This window comes from Methylobacterium sp. Leaf100 (genome assembly GCF_001422845.1).
Classification (GTDB): domain Bacteria; phylum Pseudomonadota; class Alphaproteobacteria; order Rhizobiales; family Beijerinckiaceae; genus Methylobacterium.
Window position 1 is genome coordinate 115,048 of the sequence record NZ_LMMW01000003.1, and the last position, 14,947, is coordinate 129,994.

Here is a 14,947-nt window from a genome sequence, read left to right on the forward strand (position 1 = left end):
GAACGCGATGCATCCTTTCGAGCAGCAGGTGCGCGAGCGCGCCTACTTCATCTGGGAGGGCGAGGGCCGGGTTTACGGCCACGCCACCGATCATTGGCTCCGGGCGGAGCGTGAACTCGTCGCCGACAGGCCCGTCCAGGTTCGTCCGGTTGCCGCCAAGATCAGCCTCGCTCCGAGCCCCGCCCGCGCCCTGAAGCCCAAGACCGGCACCCGCAGCGCCGCCGCCAAGGCAGTCGAGACGGCAAAGCCGGCGAAGGCCCCCGCCGCCAAGGTCGCCAAGGCACCCGGCAAGGAGACCGCTTCGACCAAACCGGCTTCCACCAAGACGGCAGCGACGAAGACGGCCTCCGCCAAGGCCGCGGCCGCTCGGACCACCGCCCCGAAGACCACCGTCCCGAAGACCACCACGTCCAAGGTGGCCGCGGCCCGCTCCAAGGCGTTCAGCGCCGAAACCAGCGTGGTCATGCACTAACGACGCGTCTTCATGTCGGCATCGGCCCATGCCGAGAACCGGCCTCCATTCCCGACATCCTCGAAGCCCGCTGCCCGACCAGGGTGGCGGGCTTCGCCGTTTCACCGACTTGGGAACACCGGGATCAAGCGTGGCGTTGAGCCCTCGAACGATCCTTGGCCGGGCTCCAGGCCACGGCCCGGAATGCGAGGTCGATCATGAAGGCTCTGCTGTCCACCCTCGTCGCCGCGGCGATCGTCGTCCCGGTGGCGGCGCAGGCGACGCCGTATGGCTACGGCACCGCCCCGATCCCCGGCGAGGTCGAAACCGTGGCGGGCGTCGGCGGTCGCGCGCCGTGGAGCCGGCCCTACGAATACGACTCGGGCAGCGACAACGACCGTCGTCCCGAGCTGCCCTACTATCAGCAGGGCCGTGGCCAGCAGACCGGGGGGCCGGCCCGCAACCTCCTGCCGGATGACGGCCTGCACATCGTCCCGCGCTGAAACGGTCGATCTTCGCGTCGCGACGGAACGTCGGCCCACGCCAGCCGTTCGGCTGCATCGACGGCTCGGCCGGCGCGTCCCGCTCGGATGCGCGCCCTGCCGATCGTTTGGGGGCAGAATAGATGGCGTCGGCGGTCAAGGCGGTGATCTTCGATATCGACGGGACGCTTCTCGATAGCGTCGATCTCCACGCCCAGGCCTGGGTCGAGGCGTTCGCCCATTTCGGCATCGAGACGGAGCACGCGAAGGTCCGAGCCCAGATCGGCAAGGGCGGCGATCAGCTTCTCCCGATGTTCGTCGATCGGATCCGGGTGAAGCGCGAGGGCGAAGCCATGGAGGCCTATCGGTCCGACCTGTTCAAGCGCGCGTTCCTCGACAAGGTCCGGCCGTTTCCGGGCGTCCGCCCATTGTTCGAGCGGATCAGGGCCGAAGGTCAGACCATCGCGCTGGCGTCGTCGGGAAAGGCGGACGAAGTGGCGCATTACAAGGATCTGCTCGGGATTGCCGATCTCGTTTCCGTCACCACCACCTCCGACGACGCCGAACGCTCGAAGCCGTTTCCGGACATCTTCGCGTCGGCGCTCGCCAAGCTCGCGCCTCTGAACGCCTGGCAGAGCATGGTGGTGGGCGACACGGCCTACGATGTTCAGGCCGCCGCAAAGGCCGGCCTGCCCACCATCGGCGTCCTGTGCGGTGGTGTCTCCGAGGCCGAGCTGCGCGCGTCGGGCTGCATCGCCGTCGCATCCGATCCGCAGGACCTCTGCGATCGCTACGCCGAATCGCCCCTGGCGCGGTGAGGCGGACGGACGGGGTTCGCGTGCTTTCCCACACATGGATATCCACGGATTTCACGCGTGTACGGGTGTGCGCGCCCGAAATTCCATGCCGGCTATGGATAGGCGGCAAAAAGGGGGTGGCGCCGCACCGCGTCATGGCGTAGCGAGCCGCGCGGGATTAGCCTGATCACAGCGACGGATTCGTGGACCCATGCTCCAGTCGGCCATTTCGAGCGAGACCACCCAATTTCCCTGCGAGCAGACGCCGCTGCAGGACCTCATCGCTGCGGCGGTCGAGGATCGTTCGACGCCCATCAGCCGCCTCCTGCGTCTGATGTCCGCCCTCGACGCCGACGCGACGGCGAACCAGAATCTGCGTCATCAGCTCCGCGCCCGCATCGGTGCCCCCTTGAGCGCCTGATCGATTCGATCCGGGTCCGCGCCATCCTGCGGCGCGGCCGAGCCGTCCCGGATACAGTCCACTCCTAGCGTCTGCGATCACGCACGCGCCGCGTGGCGGCGGGTTGCAGGCGCCGCATGCACGACATGTAGATCTGGCGGCCGATGGCATAGAGACCGAGTCCCTTCGGGTCCGGCGTCACGAACACCTTCGCCCGGGCCTCGTTGCGACACGCCGCATCCTGCGGGCTCTGGATCGGCGTGGACGCCCCCTGGGCGAGGGCTGGATGCCCCGATCCGGCAAATCCGCCGAGAATGGCCGCAGCCATCACGATCCCTGCAACACGCCCGCCGATCCTGATCATTGTGAGGTTCCCCCGTCGTTCGGAACGAGCGTAGCAGAACCTTGGCCGCAACCGAGTGCGGATCACCGAAACCGCAGGATCAGGGCATCACCCAGGCGCATCGACCCGCGTCCGAAAGTGTCAGGCATTCGAACGGCGCCCCACCGATCATCGCCCTCTGCTCGGCCGCCCCCACTCTGTCGCGCGCGACGAGGCGGCAGCCGGAATGCCGGGGGAGGCGCGTGACGGCCGCCGCATGGTCGGTGCCGCCATCGCCCATCAACAGACGGAGCCCGACCAGGGTTTCGCAGGCGACGACCGGCTGTGCGGGCTCGGGCGCGGCCCGTGCGCTTCCCGTGAGAACCAGCATCAGGGCGCCCATGGCTCCGAGGATTCGTCTCATCGCGGTGCCTTGTCCTGTGTTCCCTTGTCCGTCGCGGTCTTGTCCATCGTGGTCTTGTCCATCGTAGTCTTGCCGGATGCGGCCTTGCCGGTCTCGGATTGGGTCCGGCGGCCCGGACGCGTCGGCTCGGCCGGTGCGACGGACCCGGCGATGGTCCATTGGCACACGCTGGTTCCGCGCACCGTGACGCAGTCGTAGGCGTGTCCGTTGAGGGCGGCATGATCCGCGAGGGCCACCACGGTCTCGCGCCCGAGGATCGCGCACCCGAGGTGATCGGCCTTGTCGTCGGAGAGATGGGCGGCCGCCTTAGCCGGATCGTTGGCGGTCTGCCGCAACAGAATGCGCAAATTCGCGAGCGAGGCGCAGCCGATGACGGCCGGCGCCGCGGGGGCCGCGACGGGGGCGGGGGCCGCGACGGCAGCCGAGCACAGCAGGAGCATCGAAAGGGCGAACCGCATGGCCAACGGCGTATCATGGGCGCGGCGCGGGCGGAACATCGGGATCAGGGCCGCCGAAGCTTGCCGAAGCGCTTCACCGCGCGCTCCCGGCGCAGGCGCGACAGACGGTCGATCCAGAAGATGCCGTCGAGCTGGTCGACCTCGTGCTGGAGGCAGGCGGCGCGGAACCCGGCCGCGCTCTCCTCCTGCTCGGCTCCGTCGAGGTCCCGGTAGCGAAGGCGGACCTGGGTCGCGCGATCGACCAGATCGGTGACGCCCGGCATCGAGACGCTGCCCTCCATCTGCGGCGCGCGCTCGGGCGAAGTCCAGACGATCTCGGGATTCACGTAGGTGGTCGCGGGATCACCGGGCTCCAGTCGAACCACCATCACCCGTTGCGCGCGTCCGAGATGGGGCAGCGTGAGACCGAGCGCCGACACGGCCTTCAGAGCTTCGAACAGATCGGCGGCGGCACTGCGCAGGGAATCGTCGAAGACGCGGACCGGTTCGGCGGGCAGGCGCAGGCGTGGGTCCGGGTAGAACAGGAGGGATCGAGCGGGCACGGCGCGACTCCGGTGCGAGAAGGGGTGCAGGCAGGGCTGATCTCACCTGCCCTCGACGTAGGGATGGGCCGGTGTGATGGCGCGGCCCTTGCGGCGGTATCCGAACGTCACCGCTTCGGACGGTGACGGGGCAACGATGAGGATACCGAATGGCGCGCACCCGGCACGATGCAAAAGCTCCGACGACGAACGGCGCCCGGCGCGGCGCCCACGAGTACGGCGAGGTGATCCTCCTCAGCCTGACCAGCGTGCTCGGGCTGCTCTGGGCCATCGTGCTGGTGACGCATTTCCACGCGCCCTTGAGCGGGTTCGGGCAGTCGCTCTGGCTGATGCGCTAGCGCCGGCGAGCGACTCCGCCGGTCAGTACTCCCACTCGGCCCCAACGCCGACGGCGGTACGGCCGTCGCTGCCGGCTTCACCCTGGATCTTGATGCGGCGCGTCACGTCGTAATCGACGGTGGCCGCCGTGTCGGCCGGCTTGGCACCGGCCTTCACGCCGACGCTGAGCCGGTCGCTGAGATAGCGAGAGGCACCGACGGCCGGCCCGCCGCTCGCCCCCGTCGAGATGTCCAGGCTGTCGAGGCCGAGCCCCTTGCGGGCCTGCTCGAACACATCGACGCCGCCGGCGCCCCCCGAGAACTGGGCCACGGCCTGGGCGAGCTGCAGGGCCTGGAACGGCGACAGGCCGCCGGACGCCTTCTTGAACAGCAGGCGCGACAGCACCTCGTCCTGCGGCAGGGTCGGGTCCGAAGTGATGGCGAATGCCGGCTGGCTCGCGGGGCCCGTCACGGCAATGCGGGCGGTGATCTCGGCGGCCTTGGTCTCGGCCAGGAAATCCAGATCCGGCTGCGCGATTTCGCCGCCGAAGGTCAGGCGTCCCCGGGTGAAATCGAGGCGCTGGCCGACGACGCTGAGACGGCCGCGCCGCATCTCGAAATCGCCCGTCGCGACGGGGTCGCGCGAGGATCCGGTGAGGCGCAGCGCCCCGCCGAGCTCGGCATCGATGCCGCGTCCCCGCACGAAGATGCGGTTGGGCGCGTTCACCGCCACATCGAGGGTGGCGTCGAAGGGGGGGGCGGCCTTGCCCCGCCGGCGTCCGGCCGCAGCGACGGCGGCCTTGCGGTCGGCACGGGCGGCGAGGCGGGCGCGGACGTCCGGCGGGGTGTTGACGTGGCGTACCCCCTCCAAGGGCTTCACGCTCGCGGGCAGGCGATCCGGCACCGTGACATCGACGGAGACGAGATCGACGCGGCCGGACACCTTCGGGGTCCTGGCGAGGGGACCGGTGAGGGCGAGGTTGAGGCTCGCCACCGCCGTCATCAGCGGGCTGGAGACGAGTTCGGCCCGTTCGGCATTGAGGCGCAGGCTGCCGGGAAAGCCCGCCGCAGGCTGGAGGGCGACGCGTCCATCGGCCCGCAACGTGCCGCCGTTGCGGGTCAGGGCGGTCAGGCGCTCGACCACCAGGGTGTCGCCGCGTCCGGTGACGCGGCCCTCGATGTTGGTGAGCCGGATGCCCTGGAGCGGGTCGGTGAAGGACCCGCCCGTGAGCGTCGCGGCCCCGTCCGCGCGGGGGGCCGCGAGGGTGCCGGACACCCCGGCATCGAGGGCGACGCGACCCGTGACGCGCTGACCGCCGACGCTGAGCATCGAATTGGCGAGGGCGGCCTCCAGGGTGCCGCGGAGCTTCAGCGCGATGGCCTCGCCGGCCGCCACCGGGACAGACCCCGAGACGGTCATCTCGGCGCCGCGCCCGGCCGAGACGCGCCCCTCGATGCCGGCGCGCCCGTCCGAGAGGGTCCCGCTCGCCTTGGCGTCGATGGGAGGCAGGCCGGCCTTGCGGGTCTCGGGCGTCACGAGGCGGGACAGGGTCAGGGCGTAGTGTCCCTCCGGCCGCTGCGACGTGCCCCGGAGATCCGCTTCGCCGTCGAGGGTGCCGGTGAGGGCGAGGCTCGGGGCTGCGATGCGCGCCATGGCGAGCGGTACGGCGCGGAGGCCGAGCTTGAGGTCCAGGCGCGATCCGGCCTGGCCCGACAGGCTGACCCGACCCGACCCGGCGGCGATCACGAGGTTGTCGATGAGCGCGCCGCCGTTCGCGAGGGTGATGGTTGCGGGCCCGGCGAGGGCGAGACGGTCGCCGCCGCGCGTGGCCGAGAAGCGGGCGAGTTCGATCCGGGTCCGATCGGCGGGGACGAGGCGCGCGGCGCCGTCGAGGTCGAAGCCGCGCGCCTTCGCCGTCAAGGTGATGTCGCTGGCGCTCGGAGTTCCGACGGCCGCGAGGCGCACGGTGTCGAGGGTCTCGCCGGAGACCACCACCCGGTCGGCGTCGACCCGGCCGTCGACGACGGGGCGGGCGCGAAGGTCACGGCCCGTGAGGTCGGCATCGAGGCGGGCGAGGCCGACGGTGCCCGCCCGGAGCGACGCGGCCTTGGCACGGATCGCGGCATCCTGGAGGCCACCGATGCGCGACAGGCTCACGGCGGCCTCGAGGCTTCCGCCGAGGGCGGTAAGGGCCAGGGGCGAGAGGTCGTCGAGGTTCGCCGCCGTCACGCTGAGGTTTCCTTCCGTGAGAAAGGAGCGTGCATCGACGGTGGCCTTCCCAGCGACGGAAACGGAGCCGAGGCTGAAGGCGAGGCGGTCGAGGGACCAGTCCTGGGGGAGACGGGCGAGGTGGGCGTCGCCGCGCAGGGCCTTTCCGGCGACGTCGCCGTTCAGCTTCACGGTTCCGTCCAGGGCGCCGGTGAGGTCGCGGAGCGTCGCCTCCAGGCGCAGGTCGCGGATGGGCCGCCCCTGTGCGCGCAAATCGTCCCCCGTGACCGTCGCGGTGAGGTCGGGCTTCTCCAGGGTGCCGGTCAGCCGGCCGTCGAGAAGCGCCCGGCCGGACAGGTTGGCATCGACGACGGAGAGGTCCTTGAGATCGACCAGGAGCTTGGCGTCGGCCATCCGGGCGGTGGCGCGGCCGTCGAGGCGCGCGACCATCTCGGCGCCCTCCAGGCGTGCGCCGTCGAAGCTGTAGCCGTCGTAGACCTGGGCGAGGCGGCCGGTGAACCGTGGGGTGCGGCCGAGCAGGCCGTCGAGGGCCGGCACCGAGAGGGCGAGGCGATCGGCCCGGACATCGACATCGGCGGTCACGGCCTTGCGGGCGGGGTCGCCGCCGAGCTTGGCCTGCGCGGTCAGGCTCCCGGCGAGGGAGCGGCCGGCGACCTCGGAGAACGCGGCGAGATCGGAGAGCGTCGCATCGACGGTCCCCGTCAGGGTGTTCTGGCCGACACTGCCCGCATACGTCGCGCGCGCGGTCGGCCCGTCGATCTCGAACCGGGCGACGTCGACGATCCCGCTGGGCTGGAGCGTGCCGCGGAACACGAGGGCGGCGCGCGCTCCGATGGCGCGGCGCAGGGCCGGGTCGGCGAGGGACAGGCCCTCGACCTTCGCGTCGGCGCTGAGGGCGAAGCGCGTCGCCGCGGCATCCGGCCCCGTCGGCGCCATGGCGACGGTTGCGTCGATCCGGTCGAGGGCGTTGCCATCGGCGCGCAGGCCGGCGGCCTTCAGCACGCCGTTGACGGCCGGACGGGCGATCGGCCCCTTGAGGCTGCCGTCGAACACGAGGGTGTCGAGTTCGGCGTCCCCCGCCTTGGTGGTCCCGCCCTCCGTGGGCACGGCGCGCGCCGCGACGATGAAATCTGCGATGCGGTCGGGGGTCAGGGACCCGCGCGCTTCGAGGCGCGCCGTGCGCGAGGTGAGATCGAGCCGGTCGATGCCGAAGGCGCCGCTGTCGGAGAAGCGCAGGCCCCCTTCGAGCTTCGTCGTGCCGGAGAACACGGCGGCGGCCGGGCCGGGCAGCAGCCCCTCGATGCGCGAGGCGAGGTCCAGGGCGAGGCGTCGGTCGGTGCCGATGCGCGAGATCCGGGCCGTACCCTTGGCGCCGAAGTCCGGTCCGGCATCGAAATCGAGGCGGGCGTTCCACGAATCGAGGGTCCCGCGCCCGTCGAGGTCGAGGTTGATCGCCGGATGGCCGGGGAGGTTGGCGCCCTTCGAGAGCAATCCGCCCGCCGGCTCGATCAGGGTGGTCTTGAGCTCCAGGGTCTCGCCCTTGGGCACGAACAGCAACCGGGCCGTGAAATCGCCGGCCGCGTCGAGGCGGCGAACCTTCAAATCGAGATCGAGCCCCTCGGACGGGGCGCCGAGCTTGGCCCGTCCGTCGGCGGCGAGGCGCGCCGGCTGGCCGGCCAACGCCTCGCCGAGCACGAGTTCGGCGAGCTTGAACGCCTTCACCTCGACCTTCACCGGCAGGTCGGGCAGCAGCGAGCCGTCCGGCTCCGGCTTGGCCGAGATGGGAGCGGGCAGGGGGCGGCGAAGAACCTCGAGGCGGCCGACCTCGAGGCTGTCGATCTCGAGGCGGCCCGAGAACAGGGCGAGGCGCCGCCAGACCAGGCGCGCCTTGTCGAGCTTCAGCCAGGCGCCGTTGGCGTCGCTGATGACGACATCGCGGATGGTGGCGTCGGAGGACAGGGCGCCGTCGACGGCACCGATCGCGACCTGCGAGCCGGGGGTGGAGAGCGCCTTCGAGAGCAGGCCGCCGAGGACGGATTTTTCGGCTTCGTCCGCGTGGGTCGGAACCGCGGGACCAAGAGTCACGACGGCCACCACCACCAGGACGGCGCGGACCGGTGCTTTTCCGCCGCGCGCGGAACGGGCCGTCGGACGGCCGCGGACTCCCCCGAAAAATCCCATCAGAACGATTGTCCCAGGCTGATGTAGAGGGCCACGGGGCGCTCGCGGTTGCCCTTGATGCGGTCCAGGGGGAAGGCGACGTCGACGCGGATCGGGCCGATGCCGGTGTAGTAGCGCAAGCCGAGCCCCGCCGCGTAGCGGATGCGCTCCTCGAAGTCGGGAACGCTCGACGCGAAGGCGGTGCCGGCATCGAAGAACGGCACCACGCCGATGGTGTCGGTGACCTTGATCCGGGCCTCGAACGAGGCCTCCAACAGGCTGCGGCCGCCGATCGGCAGGTTGAACGGACCGCGCGGACCGAGCGTCCGGTAGGGGAAGCCGCGCACGGAGCCGCCGCCGCCGGCGAAGAACCGGATGTTGGCGGGAATCTCGTTGAGGTTCGCGCCCGAGATCGAGCCGAAACCGATGCGGCCGGCGAGGATGTAGCGGGCCTCGTCGTCGAGCGCGTAGTAGGTTGAGCCCTGCGCCTTCGCCACGAAGATCGACGGGTCCGAGCCGAGGAAGCCCGCATAGGGCGTCGCCGACGCGATCACCCGAAACCCCTTCGTCGGGTCGAGGAGGTTGTCGGTGGAATCGTAGTTCACCGAGACCGGCACGCCGACGAGGCGGTAGTCGACCTTGCCGAGGGCGTCCTGCGAGCGGCCGGCCTGCCCGTCGATGCCGACCTGGGCGAAGAACGCGTCGGAGAAGCGGTGGCGGATGCCGACGGTGCCGCCGGCCGCGTCGCTGACGTACGATTGCTGCGCCTCGCGGCCGACGAACAGGTTGGCGACGAGGTCGTTGCGGGTGCCCCATAGGGCCGGCTTGACGAAGGTCGCCGAGAGGCGACCGCCGAGGCCGTTGGAATCGATGCCCGCGAGCTTGCGCTGCGTCGCATAGAGGTCGTTGCCGAGGTAGTAGACGTCGGCGTCCAGCCGCAGAGTCTCGCCGCCGCCGAAGAGGTTCCGGTTGGCGTAGTAGGCACGGATGCCCGGACCGTCGACGGTGGAGTAGCGGGCCGCCACACCGATGAGGTTGTGGTCGCGCTCGGTCACGTCCACGAAGATCGGCAGGTTGCCGGCGGGATCGAGGGCCTCGCCCTCGCGCACGCGGATCGAGCCCAAGGCCTCGACCTTGGCCACCGACCGGCGGATGTCGGCGATGGCCTTGGGCGAGTAGGGATCGCCCGGCTCGGCATAGATGAACGAGCGCACCACCGCCGGATCGAGGCCCGTGGTGCCCCGCACCGCGACCTCCCCGAGGCCCGCGATGGGACCCGGATCGATGGTGAACCCCACATCCATGACGTGGGCCGTGTCGTCGACCACGGGATCGCGCGAGACCGCCTTGGCGAAGGGGTGACCCAGCGCCCGGAAGCGATCGACGATCTTCGCTTCGCGGGCGAGCACCGTCGCGGAACGCGCCGGTACGTCGCTGTCCACACGGGTGAAACGGGGCGGCAGCACCTCCTCGGGAAAAGGCCTGCCGGAGGGATCGCGGGCGCCGACGGTGCGCAGGGTGTAGAGCGGACCGGCCGTGACGGAGATCCGAACCGGCACGAGGGCGCGGGCGCGGGAGCCCTCCGCGGCACCGGCCGCGGCGGCGACGCTCGACTCGCCCGTCAGCGTGACCCCATCGATGCGGATCTGCACCGTGCCCTGATAGTAGCCGTAGCCCGAGAGCACGTCGGCGAGGCGGCGCTGGTCGGCCTCGGCCCGGCGCACCAACCCCTCGCCGTCGGGCGGTGCGTCCTGACGCAGGCGATAGAGGGTCGAGGTGTCCTGCAGTGCCCGCAGAACGTCGTCGTCGTCGATCCCCTGGAACTTGACCGTGTAGGGCAGGGCACCGGCGCTCGGAACCGGGGGCTCCTCTTCGGATCCGAACAGGCCGAACAGATCGAACGCGGCCGCCGGCCGCGCCGCGATCCCACCGCCGGCGAGTCCGAGCAGAACGGGCAAGGCAGCATACGCCAGCGCGCGCGCAACGGCGGGACGCGAACCGGACCAGACGATTCTCACGAACGGCACATCCCGTTCCGTCTTCCGGTTCGTCCTGCCATGTCGATCGTTTCCCGGACTGGTCTCGGACCGGTCCTGTTCGCTGCCGTCATCCCGCCCCCGCTTCGATGCCGGTCCATACTAACCGTGTCGATCCGTCTCCGCGCGGTTAAACAGGCGCGACATGGCCGTCTCCGCACGATCGTGAAGCATCCTGCTGTGAAGCATCCTGCCCGATCGGTGACGTGCCGCCGATCGTCGTGGTTCCCCGGCAGATACGCCGTTCGGCGCGTCGTCGTGCAGAAGCCATCCAGCGTAGCCATCATGCCACACCGGGGCAACCGCAACGGGAGGCCTCAACTCTGGGGTGGATGGCCACCATCCTCGGGAAGTCATCCTTGGAAGTTCTGCGCGCAACGCCGAGAAACGACGACCCGCCATGCGGCCGAGACCAGCCCGAACAATTGTGCGGTCGTGCGGGAAGACCATCAGGCCGCCGTCGGTGGGGGCGAAAACCCGGATCGGCGGGGAACCCGACAAGCCTTCGCGCCTTGTCTGTGCGTCGCAGGCTTCATACATCCGATCTGTCGATCCAAGGCCGCCCCAAAGGGTTCGTGCATTCCCTCGGTCCTTTTCGGACCGTGCGGGGATGCTGCCTCGATCCGCCACAATTCACCGAACCTGCGGTCTGGGTTCCGCGCGTCATCGTGCGGGAAGGGCAGATACGACTTCACTGGACGAAAGGATAAGCCATGAGCACGGGCACCGTGAAATGGTTCAACGAGACCAAAGGCTACGGCTTCATCCAGCCGGATGACGGCAGCAAGGATGTGTTCGTGCACATCTCCGCCGTCGAGCGGGCCGGAATGCGCAACCTGATCGAGGGGCAGAAGATTTCTTACGAGATCGAGAGCGACCGTCGCACCGGCAAGCAATCAGCGGGCAACCTCCAGGCGGCCTGAGGCTCCCGTCGATGCCTCCCGGTGAGGCATCGATTCAACATACCGACGGGAAGCCGCTCGTCACCGGGCGGCTTCTGTTGCTTCCGCACCTGCGTTGGGGCATTGGCACCCCCGATCGACCCGAATTTTCAGCTGTTCTGTTTCACCCTACGGTCGCCCACCCCATGCGGTGCGTCCGGCCGCGACATGCCACGAGAAAGGTCAGATGAGCGCCTTCGACTACAGGAATTTCGACGACCGCCGAAAGAACTCCGCCAGCGCCAAGCAGATGCTGCTGGAAAAATTCAAGGCCCGCACCCCGGCGGATGACCCGGACATGATTGCGAAAGCCGAGGCCCGAGCCGCCGTTGCACGTGCCCGCGAAGAGCGGGCCCGGGAACGCGAAGCCGCCCGGATCGCCGCCGAGCGCCAGGCCGCGGAAGAAAAGCGGGCCCGCGAAGAGGCCGAACTCGCGGCGCAGATCGCTCGCGAAGAAGCGGAAGCACTCGCCGCCGCAGAGCGGAAGGCAGCGGAACTGGTCGAGAAGAAGGCCGCGCGCGACGCGCGTTACGCCGCCCGCAAAGCCAAGGCGCGCCGCTGAACGGGTGCCTCGGACATCGAGAGGAAGGGGTCGATGGTGTCATCGGCCCCTTTTTCGTGTCCGATCCGGCGTCGCTCAGGCTTCGGTTTCGGTCTCGGATTCGTTGGTCTCGACGGCTTCGTTCTGACCCTCGGCAACCTCGCCCTTCGGCTCGGTGTCGGCCTCGGGGCGCGGTCCGGCCTTGAACGAACGCCGGGGCGCGTTTCCGCGCTTCATCTGGGCGGGCTTCTCGATGGCGCCGAGCCGCTCCGAGAGGCGTTTCGCGCGCTCGTTGAAATCGTCGGTCGTGCGCGACTGGGATGCACCGCTCTTGAACGCGTTCGCCACTGGGGCCTCATGGAGTTGCCCAGGGCACGGAGTCGTGCGGGGTTGGCCATTCCCTAGCACGCTTCGCCCCATCGGTGGGGACTATCTTCGCGACAGTGGCCGTGCGCGCCTTGCGGCCGGGCGTCCCGTTGGCGAAACTGTCCTCACTCCCCTCAGCGAACGAAGGATTGTTCCCATGGCCGATGCGACCGCCGAGATGGTTCCCTGTGCCTGCGCCGACTGCGTCTGCAAGGTGAAGACCGGCACCGGGATCGAGCGGGACGGAAAGACCTTCTGTTGCGAAGCCTGCGCCGACGGCCATGCGTCCCATGACGGCTGCGGACATTCGGGCTGCGCCTGCCACGGCTGAACGACCGGACGGCGTGGGGCGGGTCGCCGCCCTACGCGCTCCTGATCACGGGGTCGGCCGCCTCCTTCGGCAGGCCGGCCTCGCGGGCCGTCTCCGTTCCTTTCCCGCCCGCCGCGTTGCCGAGGGTTCCCTTGCCCACGGTGCGGCGTGCCCGGAAGGCCGGACGCACCTCCGTCTCCTTGCGCTTGAGCATGGCGCGATACTCGTCGCGTCGCTCGTGGATCGAGGCGATGACCAGGCCCATGGGAACGCCGACATCGACGAGGACGGCCTCCGACAGTTGCAGGGACGCCTCGATGGTCTCCGGCACCGCGTCGTCGACGCCCATCTCGTAGAGGGCGGTGGCGTGGCGCGCGTCGCGGGCGCGGGCCACGATGGTGATGTCGGCCCGCTCCGCCCGCGCCGCCTCGACCACGGCCTCCACCGCACGCGGGTTGTCGAGGGTGACCACGAGGGCGCGCGCATTGGCGATGTCGCAGCGGCGCAGGAGTTCGGCGTTGGCCGAATCGCCGAAATAGACCGGATTGCCGAGGCGGCGGTACTCCGAGACCCGGGCGGCGTCGGCATCGAGGGCCAGGTACGGGATCTTGTGGCGGGCCAGCATCTCACCGACGAGGCGCCCGACCCGGCCGTAGCCCGCGATGATCACGCGGTTCTGCTGCTTGTCCGGCACCGGCTCGGCCCGCGCCCGCCCGAGTGGGCCGCGCGACATCCGCTTGCCGAGCCGCCGGGCGAGCACGGCGAGCGCCGGAATCGCGATCATCGTCACGGTGGTGACGATGAGGGCGGCCTGCCCGACCTCCTCGGGCACGAGGTTTCCGGCGAGCGCGCCCCCGATGAGCACGAAGGCGAATTCGCCGCCCGGGCCGAGCAGGAGCGCCGCCTCGAGGCCGACGGCGCGCGACAGCCTGAGGAACCGGGCGGCCGCGACGATGATCGCCCCCTTGATCAGGATCAGCCCCAGGGCGAGGCCCAGGACGGCGCCCGGCGCCGACATCAGCTGGGCCGGATCGAGGTTCATGCCGACGGAGACGAAGAACACCCCCAGCAGCAGGCCCTTGAACGGATCGATGGTGGCCTCGATGGCCCGGCGGTACTCGGTCTCGGCGAGCAGCAGGCCGGCCACGAAGGCGCCGAGCGTCATGGACAGGCCGGCGGCGGCAGCGGTCAGGGCCGTCCCGATGATGACGAGGAGGCAGGCCGCCATGAACAGCTCGGGCGAGCGCGTGCGCGCCACGAGCTGGAACAGGGGCCGCAGGGCGAGCCGCCCCGCCACCACGATGACCACGAGGGCCACCACCGCCTGACCGAGGGCGAAGGCCAGCGCGGCCCCGACATCGGCGCCGTCGCTGCGCCCGAGCACCGCGATGGCGAAGAGCACGGGGGCGACGGCGAGATCCTGGAACAGCAGGACCGCGAAGCTCGCCCGGCCGGCGGGCGTGTTGAGGCGCTTCTGCTCGGCCAGCACCGGCAGCACCACGGCGGTGGAGGACAGCGCGAGGGCAAGCCCGACGATGATCGTGGCCGCGAGGGGCACGCCGAGGGCGAACAGGATCGCGCCGATCACCACCGCGGACGCCACCACCTGGATCGAGCCGAGACCGAAGACGAGGCGACGCAGGGTGCGCAGGCGCTCCCACGACAGCTCGACGCCGATCATGAACATGAGGAAGATCACGCCGAACTCGGCCAGATGCGCGATCTCGGCGCGGTTGGCGATGGTGACGGCGGACAGCCACGGCATCGCTTCGGCGAAGCGGCCGAGACCGAACGGACCCAGAAGCGCGCCGGCGCCGATGAAGCCGAGTACGGGCGAGATGCGCAGGCGATGGAACAGCGGCACCACCACGCCAGCGGTGACGAGGAACAGGATCGCTTCCTTGTAGGAACCGGCGTGCATGTCCGTCATGGAGGCTGGGGATTTCCTTGAGCCGTGATGGGTGGCCGGAGGATCGTCGGCCCCGCCGATCATGCGGGGGGAGGGCGCGGGCGCGCAATCGGATTGTCCTCCGAATTCGTCGAAACCGACGCCCGGCAGAGTTGCACCGAAGACGCACCCCACAGCGCGGCGCAAAATCGGCACAATGGCCGCTTAGCCGGGGGCGTAACGGAATGTTAAGTCCCACGTTCGTCGCGTTTCGAGACACGA

General features: G+C 70.2%; 16 protein-coding genes. 8 read left to right on the top strand and 8 right to left on the bottom strand.

What is annotated here, in order from left to right; translation table 11 throughout:
• Positions 1 to 7: 7 nt before the first annotated feature.
• From ASF25_RS04145 to ASF25_RS04160, 4 genes are all read left to right on the top strand, one after another.
• Positions 8 to 472, top strand: a complete 465-nt coding sequence (locus tag ASF25_RS04145; RefSeq protein ID WP_056303440.1) for a DUF2934 domain-containing protein — start codon at positions 8 to 10, stop codon at positions 470 to 472.
• 197 nt (positions 473 to 669) lie between these two features.
• Positions 670 to 954 (top strand): hypothetical protein, encoded by a 285-nt coding sequence (locus ASF25_RS04150; protein ID WP_056175060.1) that lies wholly within the window; start codon positions 670 to 672, stop codon positions 952 to 954.
• Between the two features lie 122 nt (positions 955 to 1,076).
• Positions 1,077 to 1,751: an HAD family hydrolase gene (locus ASF25_RS04155; protein ID WP_056261697.1), complete on the top strand. Its 675-nt coding sequence runs from the start codon at positions 1,077 to 1,079 to the stop codon at positions 1,749 to 1,751.
• Between the two features lie 190 nt (positions 1,752 to 1,941).
• Entirely contained in the window at positions 1,942 to 2,151 is a 210-nt protein-coding gene (locus tag ASF25_RS04160) for a hypothetical protein (protein WP_056303442.1), read from the top strand.
• 64 nt (positions 2,152 to 2,215) lie between these two features.
• On the opposite strand, the gene ASF25_RS04165 is transcribed toward ASF25_RS04160, so the two are convergent.
• The 4 genes from ASF25_RS04165 to ASF25_RS04180 all read right to left on the bottom strand — a co-directional run bounded on the left by ASF25_RS04165 (position 2,216) and on the right by ASF25_RS04180 (position 3,876).
• Positions 2,216 to 2,458: a hypothetical protein gene (locus tag ASF25_RS04165; RefSeq protein ID WP_056174715.1), complete on the bottom strand. Its 243-nt coding sequence runs from the start codon at positions 2,456 to 2,458 to the stop codon at positions 2,216 to 2,218.
• Between the two features lie 115 nt (positions 2,459 to 2,573).
• Positions 2,574 to 2,876 (bottom strand): hypothetical protein, encoded by a 303-nt coding sequence (locus tag ASF25_RS04170; RefSeq protein WP_244472892.1) that lies wholly within the window; start codon positions 2,874 to 2,876, stop codon positions 2,574 to 2,576.
• Positions 2,873 to 3,334 carry a hypothetical protein gene (locus ASF25_RS23170; protein ID WP_200918686.1) on the bottom strand — a complete coding sequence of 154 codons (462 nt, stop codon included), beginning with the start codon at positions 3,332 to 3,334 and terminating at the stop codon, positions 2,873 to 2,875. The genes ASF25_RS04170 and ASF25_RS23170 overlap by 4 nt, the downstream gene beginning before the upstream one ends.
• A gap of 44 nt (positions 3,335 to 3,378) precedes the next feature.
• On the bottom strand, positions 3,379 to 3,876 hold the full coding sequence (locus ASF25_RS04180; protein WP_056174719.1) for a peptide deformylase: 498 nt from the start codon (positions 3,874 to 3,876) through the stop codon (positions 3,379 to 3,381).
• Between the two features lie 149 nt (positions 3,877 to 4,025).
• Here ASF25_RS04180 and ASF25_RS04185 point away from each other — a divergent pair, with 149 nt between their 5' ends.
• Positions 4,026 to 4,214 (top strand): hypothetical protein, encoded by a 189-nt coding sequence (locus ASF25_RS04185; RefSeq protein ID WP_056303448.1) that lies wholly within the window; start codon positions 4,026 to 4,028, stop codon positions 4,212 to 4,214.
• Positions 4,215 to 4,236: 22 nt separating this feature from the next.
• On the opposite strand, the gene ASF25_RS04190 is transcribed toward ASF25_RS04185, so the two are convergent.
• Positions 4,237 to 8,604 (bottom strand): translocation/assembly module TamB domain-containing protein, encoded by a 4,368-nt coding sequence (locus ASF25_RS04190; protein WP_056303450.1) that lies wholly within the window; start codon positions 8,602 to 8,604, stop codon positions 4,237 to 4,239.
• Positions 8,604 to 10,541: an autotransporter assembly complex family protein gene (locus ASF25_RS04195; protein WP_244472893.1), complete on the bottom strand. Its 1,938-nt coding sequence runs from the start codon at positions 10,539 to 10,541 to the stop codon at positions 8,604 to 8,606. Before ASF25_RS04195 ends, ASF25_RS04190 begins: the two co-directional genes overlap by 1 nt.
• Positions 10,542 to 11,332: 791 nt before the next feature.
• On the opposite strand from ASF25_RS04195, the gene ASF25_RS04200 reads away from it, so the two are divergent.
• Positions 11,333 to 11,542, top strand: coding sequence for a cold-shock protein (locus ASF25_RS04200; protein ID WP_056174725.1), 210 nt, complete (start codon positions 11,333 to 11,335; stop codon positions 11,540 to 11,542).
• 205 nt (positions 11,543 to 11,747) lie between these two features.
• Complete coding sequence (locus ASF25_RS04205) at positions 11,748 to 12,122, top strand: DUF6481 family protein (protein ID WP_056174727.1); 375 nt, start codon at positions 11,748 to 11,750, stop codon at positions 12,120 to 12,122.
• A gap of 75 nt (positions 12,123 to 12,197) precedes the next feature.
• Here ASF25_RS04205 and ASF25_RS04210 read toward each other — a convergent pair whose 3' ends face one another.
• The gene (locus tag ASF25_RS04210; protein WP_056174729.1) at positions 12,198 to 12,449 is read right to left on the bottom strand and encodes a hypothetical protein; all 252 of its coding nucleotides are present in this window, start codon (positions 12,447 to 12,449) and stop codon (positions 12,198 to 12,200) included.
• A gap of 175 nt (positions 12,450 to 12,624) precedes the next feature.
• On the opposite strand from ASF25_RS04210, the gene ASF25_RS04215 reads away from it, so the two are divergent.
• Positions 12,625 to 12,798 (top strand): metallothionein, encoded by a 174-nt coding sequence (locus tag ASF25_RS04215; RefSeq protein WP_056094491.1) that lies wholly within the window; start codon positions 12,625 to 12,627, stop codon positions 12,796 to 12,798.
• Between the two features lie 31 nt (positions 12,799 to 12,829).
• On the opposite strand, the gene ASF25_RS04220 is transcribed toward ASF25_RS04215, so the two are convergent.
• Positions 12,830 to 14,707, bottom strand: a complete 1,878-nt coding sequence (locus ASF25_RS04220) for a cation:proton antiporter (RefSeq protein ID WP_056303452.1) — start codon at positions 14,705 to 14,707, stop codon at positions 12,830 to 12,832.
• Positions 14,708 to 14,947: the final 240 nt, after the last annotated feature.

Excerpts from the sequence above, each read along its gene's own strand:
- ASF25_RS04145 (WP_056303440.1), top strand. The coding sequence starts at position 8 with ATGCATCCTTTCGAGCAGCAGGTGCGCGAGCGCGCCTACTTCATCTGG.
- ASF25_RS04170 (WP_244472892.1), bottom strand. The coding sequence starts at position 2,876 with ATGAGACGAATCCTCGGAGCCATGGGCGCCCTGATGCTGGTTCTCACG.
- ASF25_RS23170 (WP_200918686.1), bottom strand. The coding sequence starts at position 3,334 with ATGCGGTTCGCCCTTTCGATGCTCCTGCTGTGCTCGGCTGCCGTCGCG.
- ASF25_RS04220 (WP_056303452.1), bottom strand. The coding sequence starts at position 14,707 with ATGACGGACATGCACGCCGGTTCCTACAAGGAAGCGATCCTGTTCCTC.
- ASF25_RS04150 (WP_056175060.1), top strand. The coding sequence starts at position 670 with ATGAAGGCTCTGCTGTCCACCCTCGTCGCCGCGGCGATCGTCGTCCCG.
- ASF25_RS04190 (WP_056303450.1), bottom strand. The coding sequence starts at position 8,604 with ATGGGATTTTTCGGGGGAGTCCGCGGCCGTCCGACGGCCCGTTCCGCG.
- ASF25_RS04205 (WP_056174727.1), top strand. The coding sequence starts at position 11,748 with ATGAGCGCCTTCGACTACAGGAATTTCGACGACCGCCGAAAGAACTCC.
- ASF25_RS04155 (WP_056261697.1), top strand. The coding sequence starts at position 1,077 with ATGGCGTCGGCGGTCAAGGCGGTGATCTTCGATATCGACGGGACGCTT.
- ASF25_RS04165 (WP_056174715.1), bottom strand. The coding sequence starts at position 2,458 with ATGGCTGCGGCCATTCTCGGCGGATTTGCCGGATCGGGGCATCCAGCC.
- ASF25_RS04200 (WP_056174725.1), top strand. The coding sequence starts at position 11,333 with ATGAGCACGGGCACCGTGAAATGGTTCAACGAGACCAAAGGCTACGGC.
- ASF25_RS04215 (WP_056094491.1), top strand. The coding sequence starts at position 12,625 with ATGGCCGATGCGACCGCCGAGATGGTTCCCTGTGCCTGCGCCGACTGC.
- ASF25_RS04185 (WP_056303448.1), top strand. The coding sequence starts at position 4,026 with ATGGCGCGCACCCGGCACGATGCAAAAGCTCCGACGACGAACGGCGCC.
- ASF25_RS04160 (WP_056303442.1), top strand. The coding sequence starts at position 1,942 with ATGCTCCAGTCGGCCATTTCGAGCGAGACCACCCAATTTCCCTGCGAG.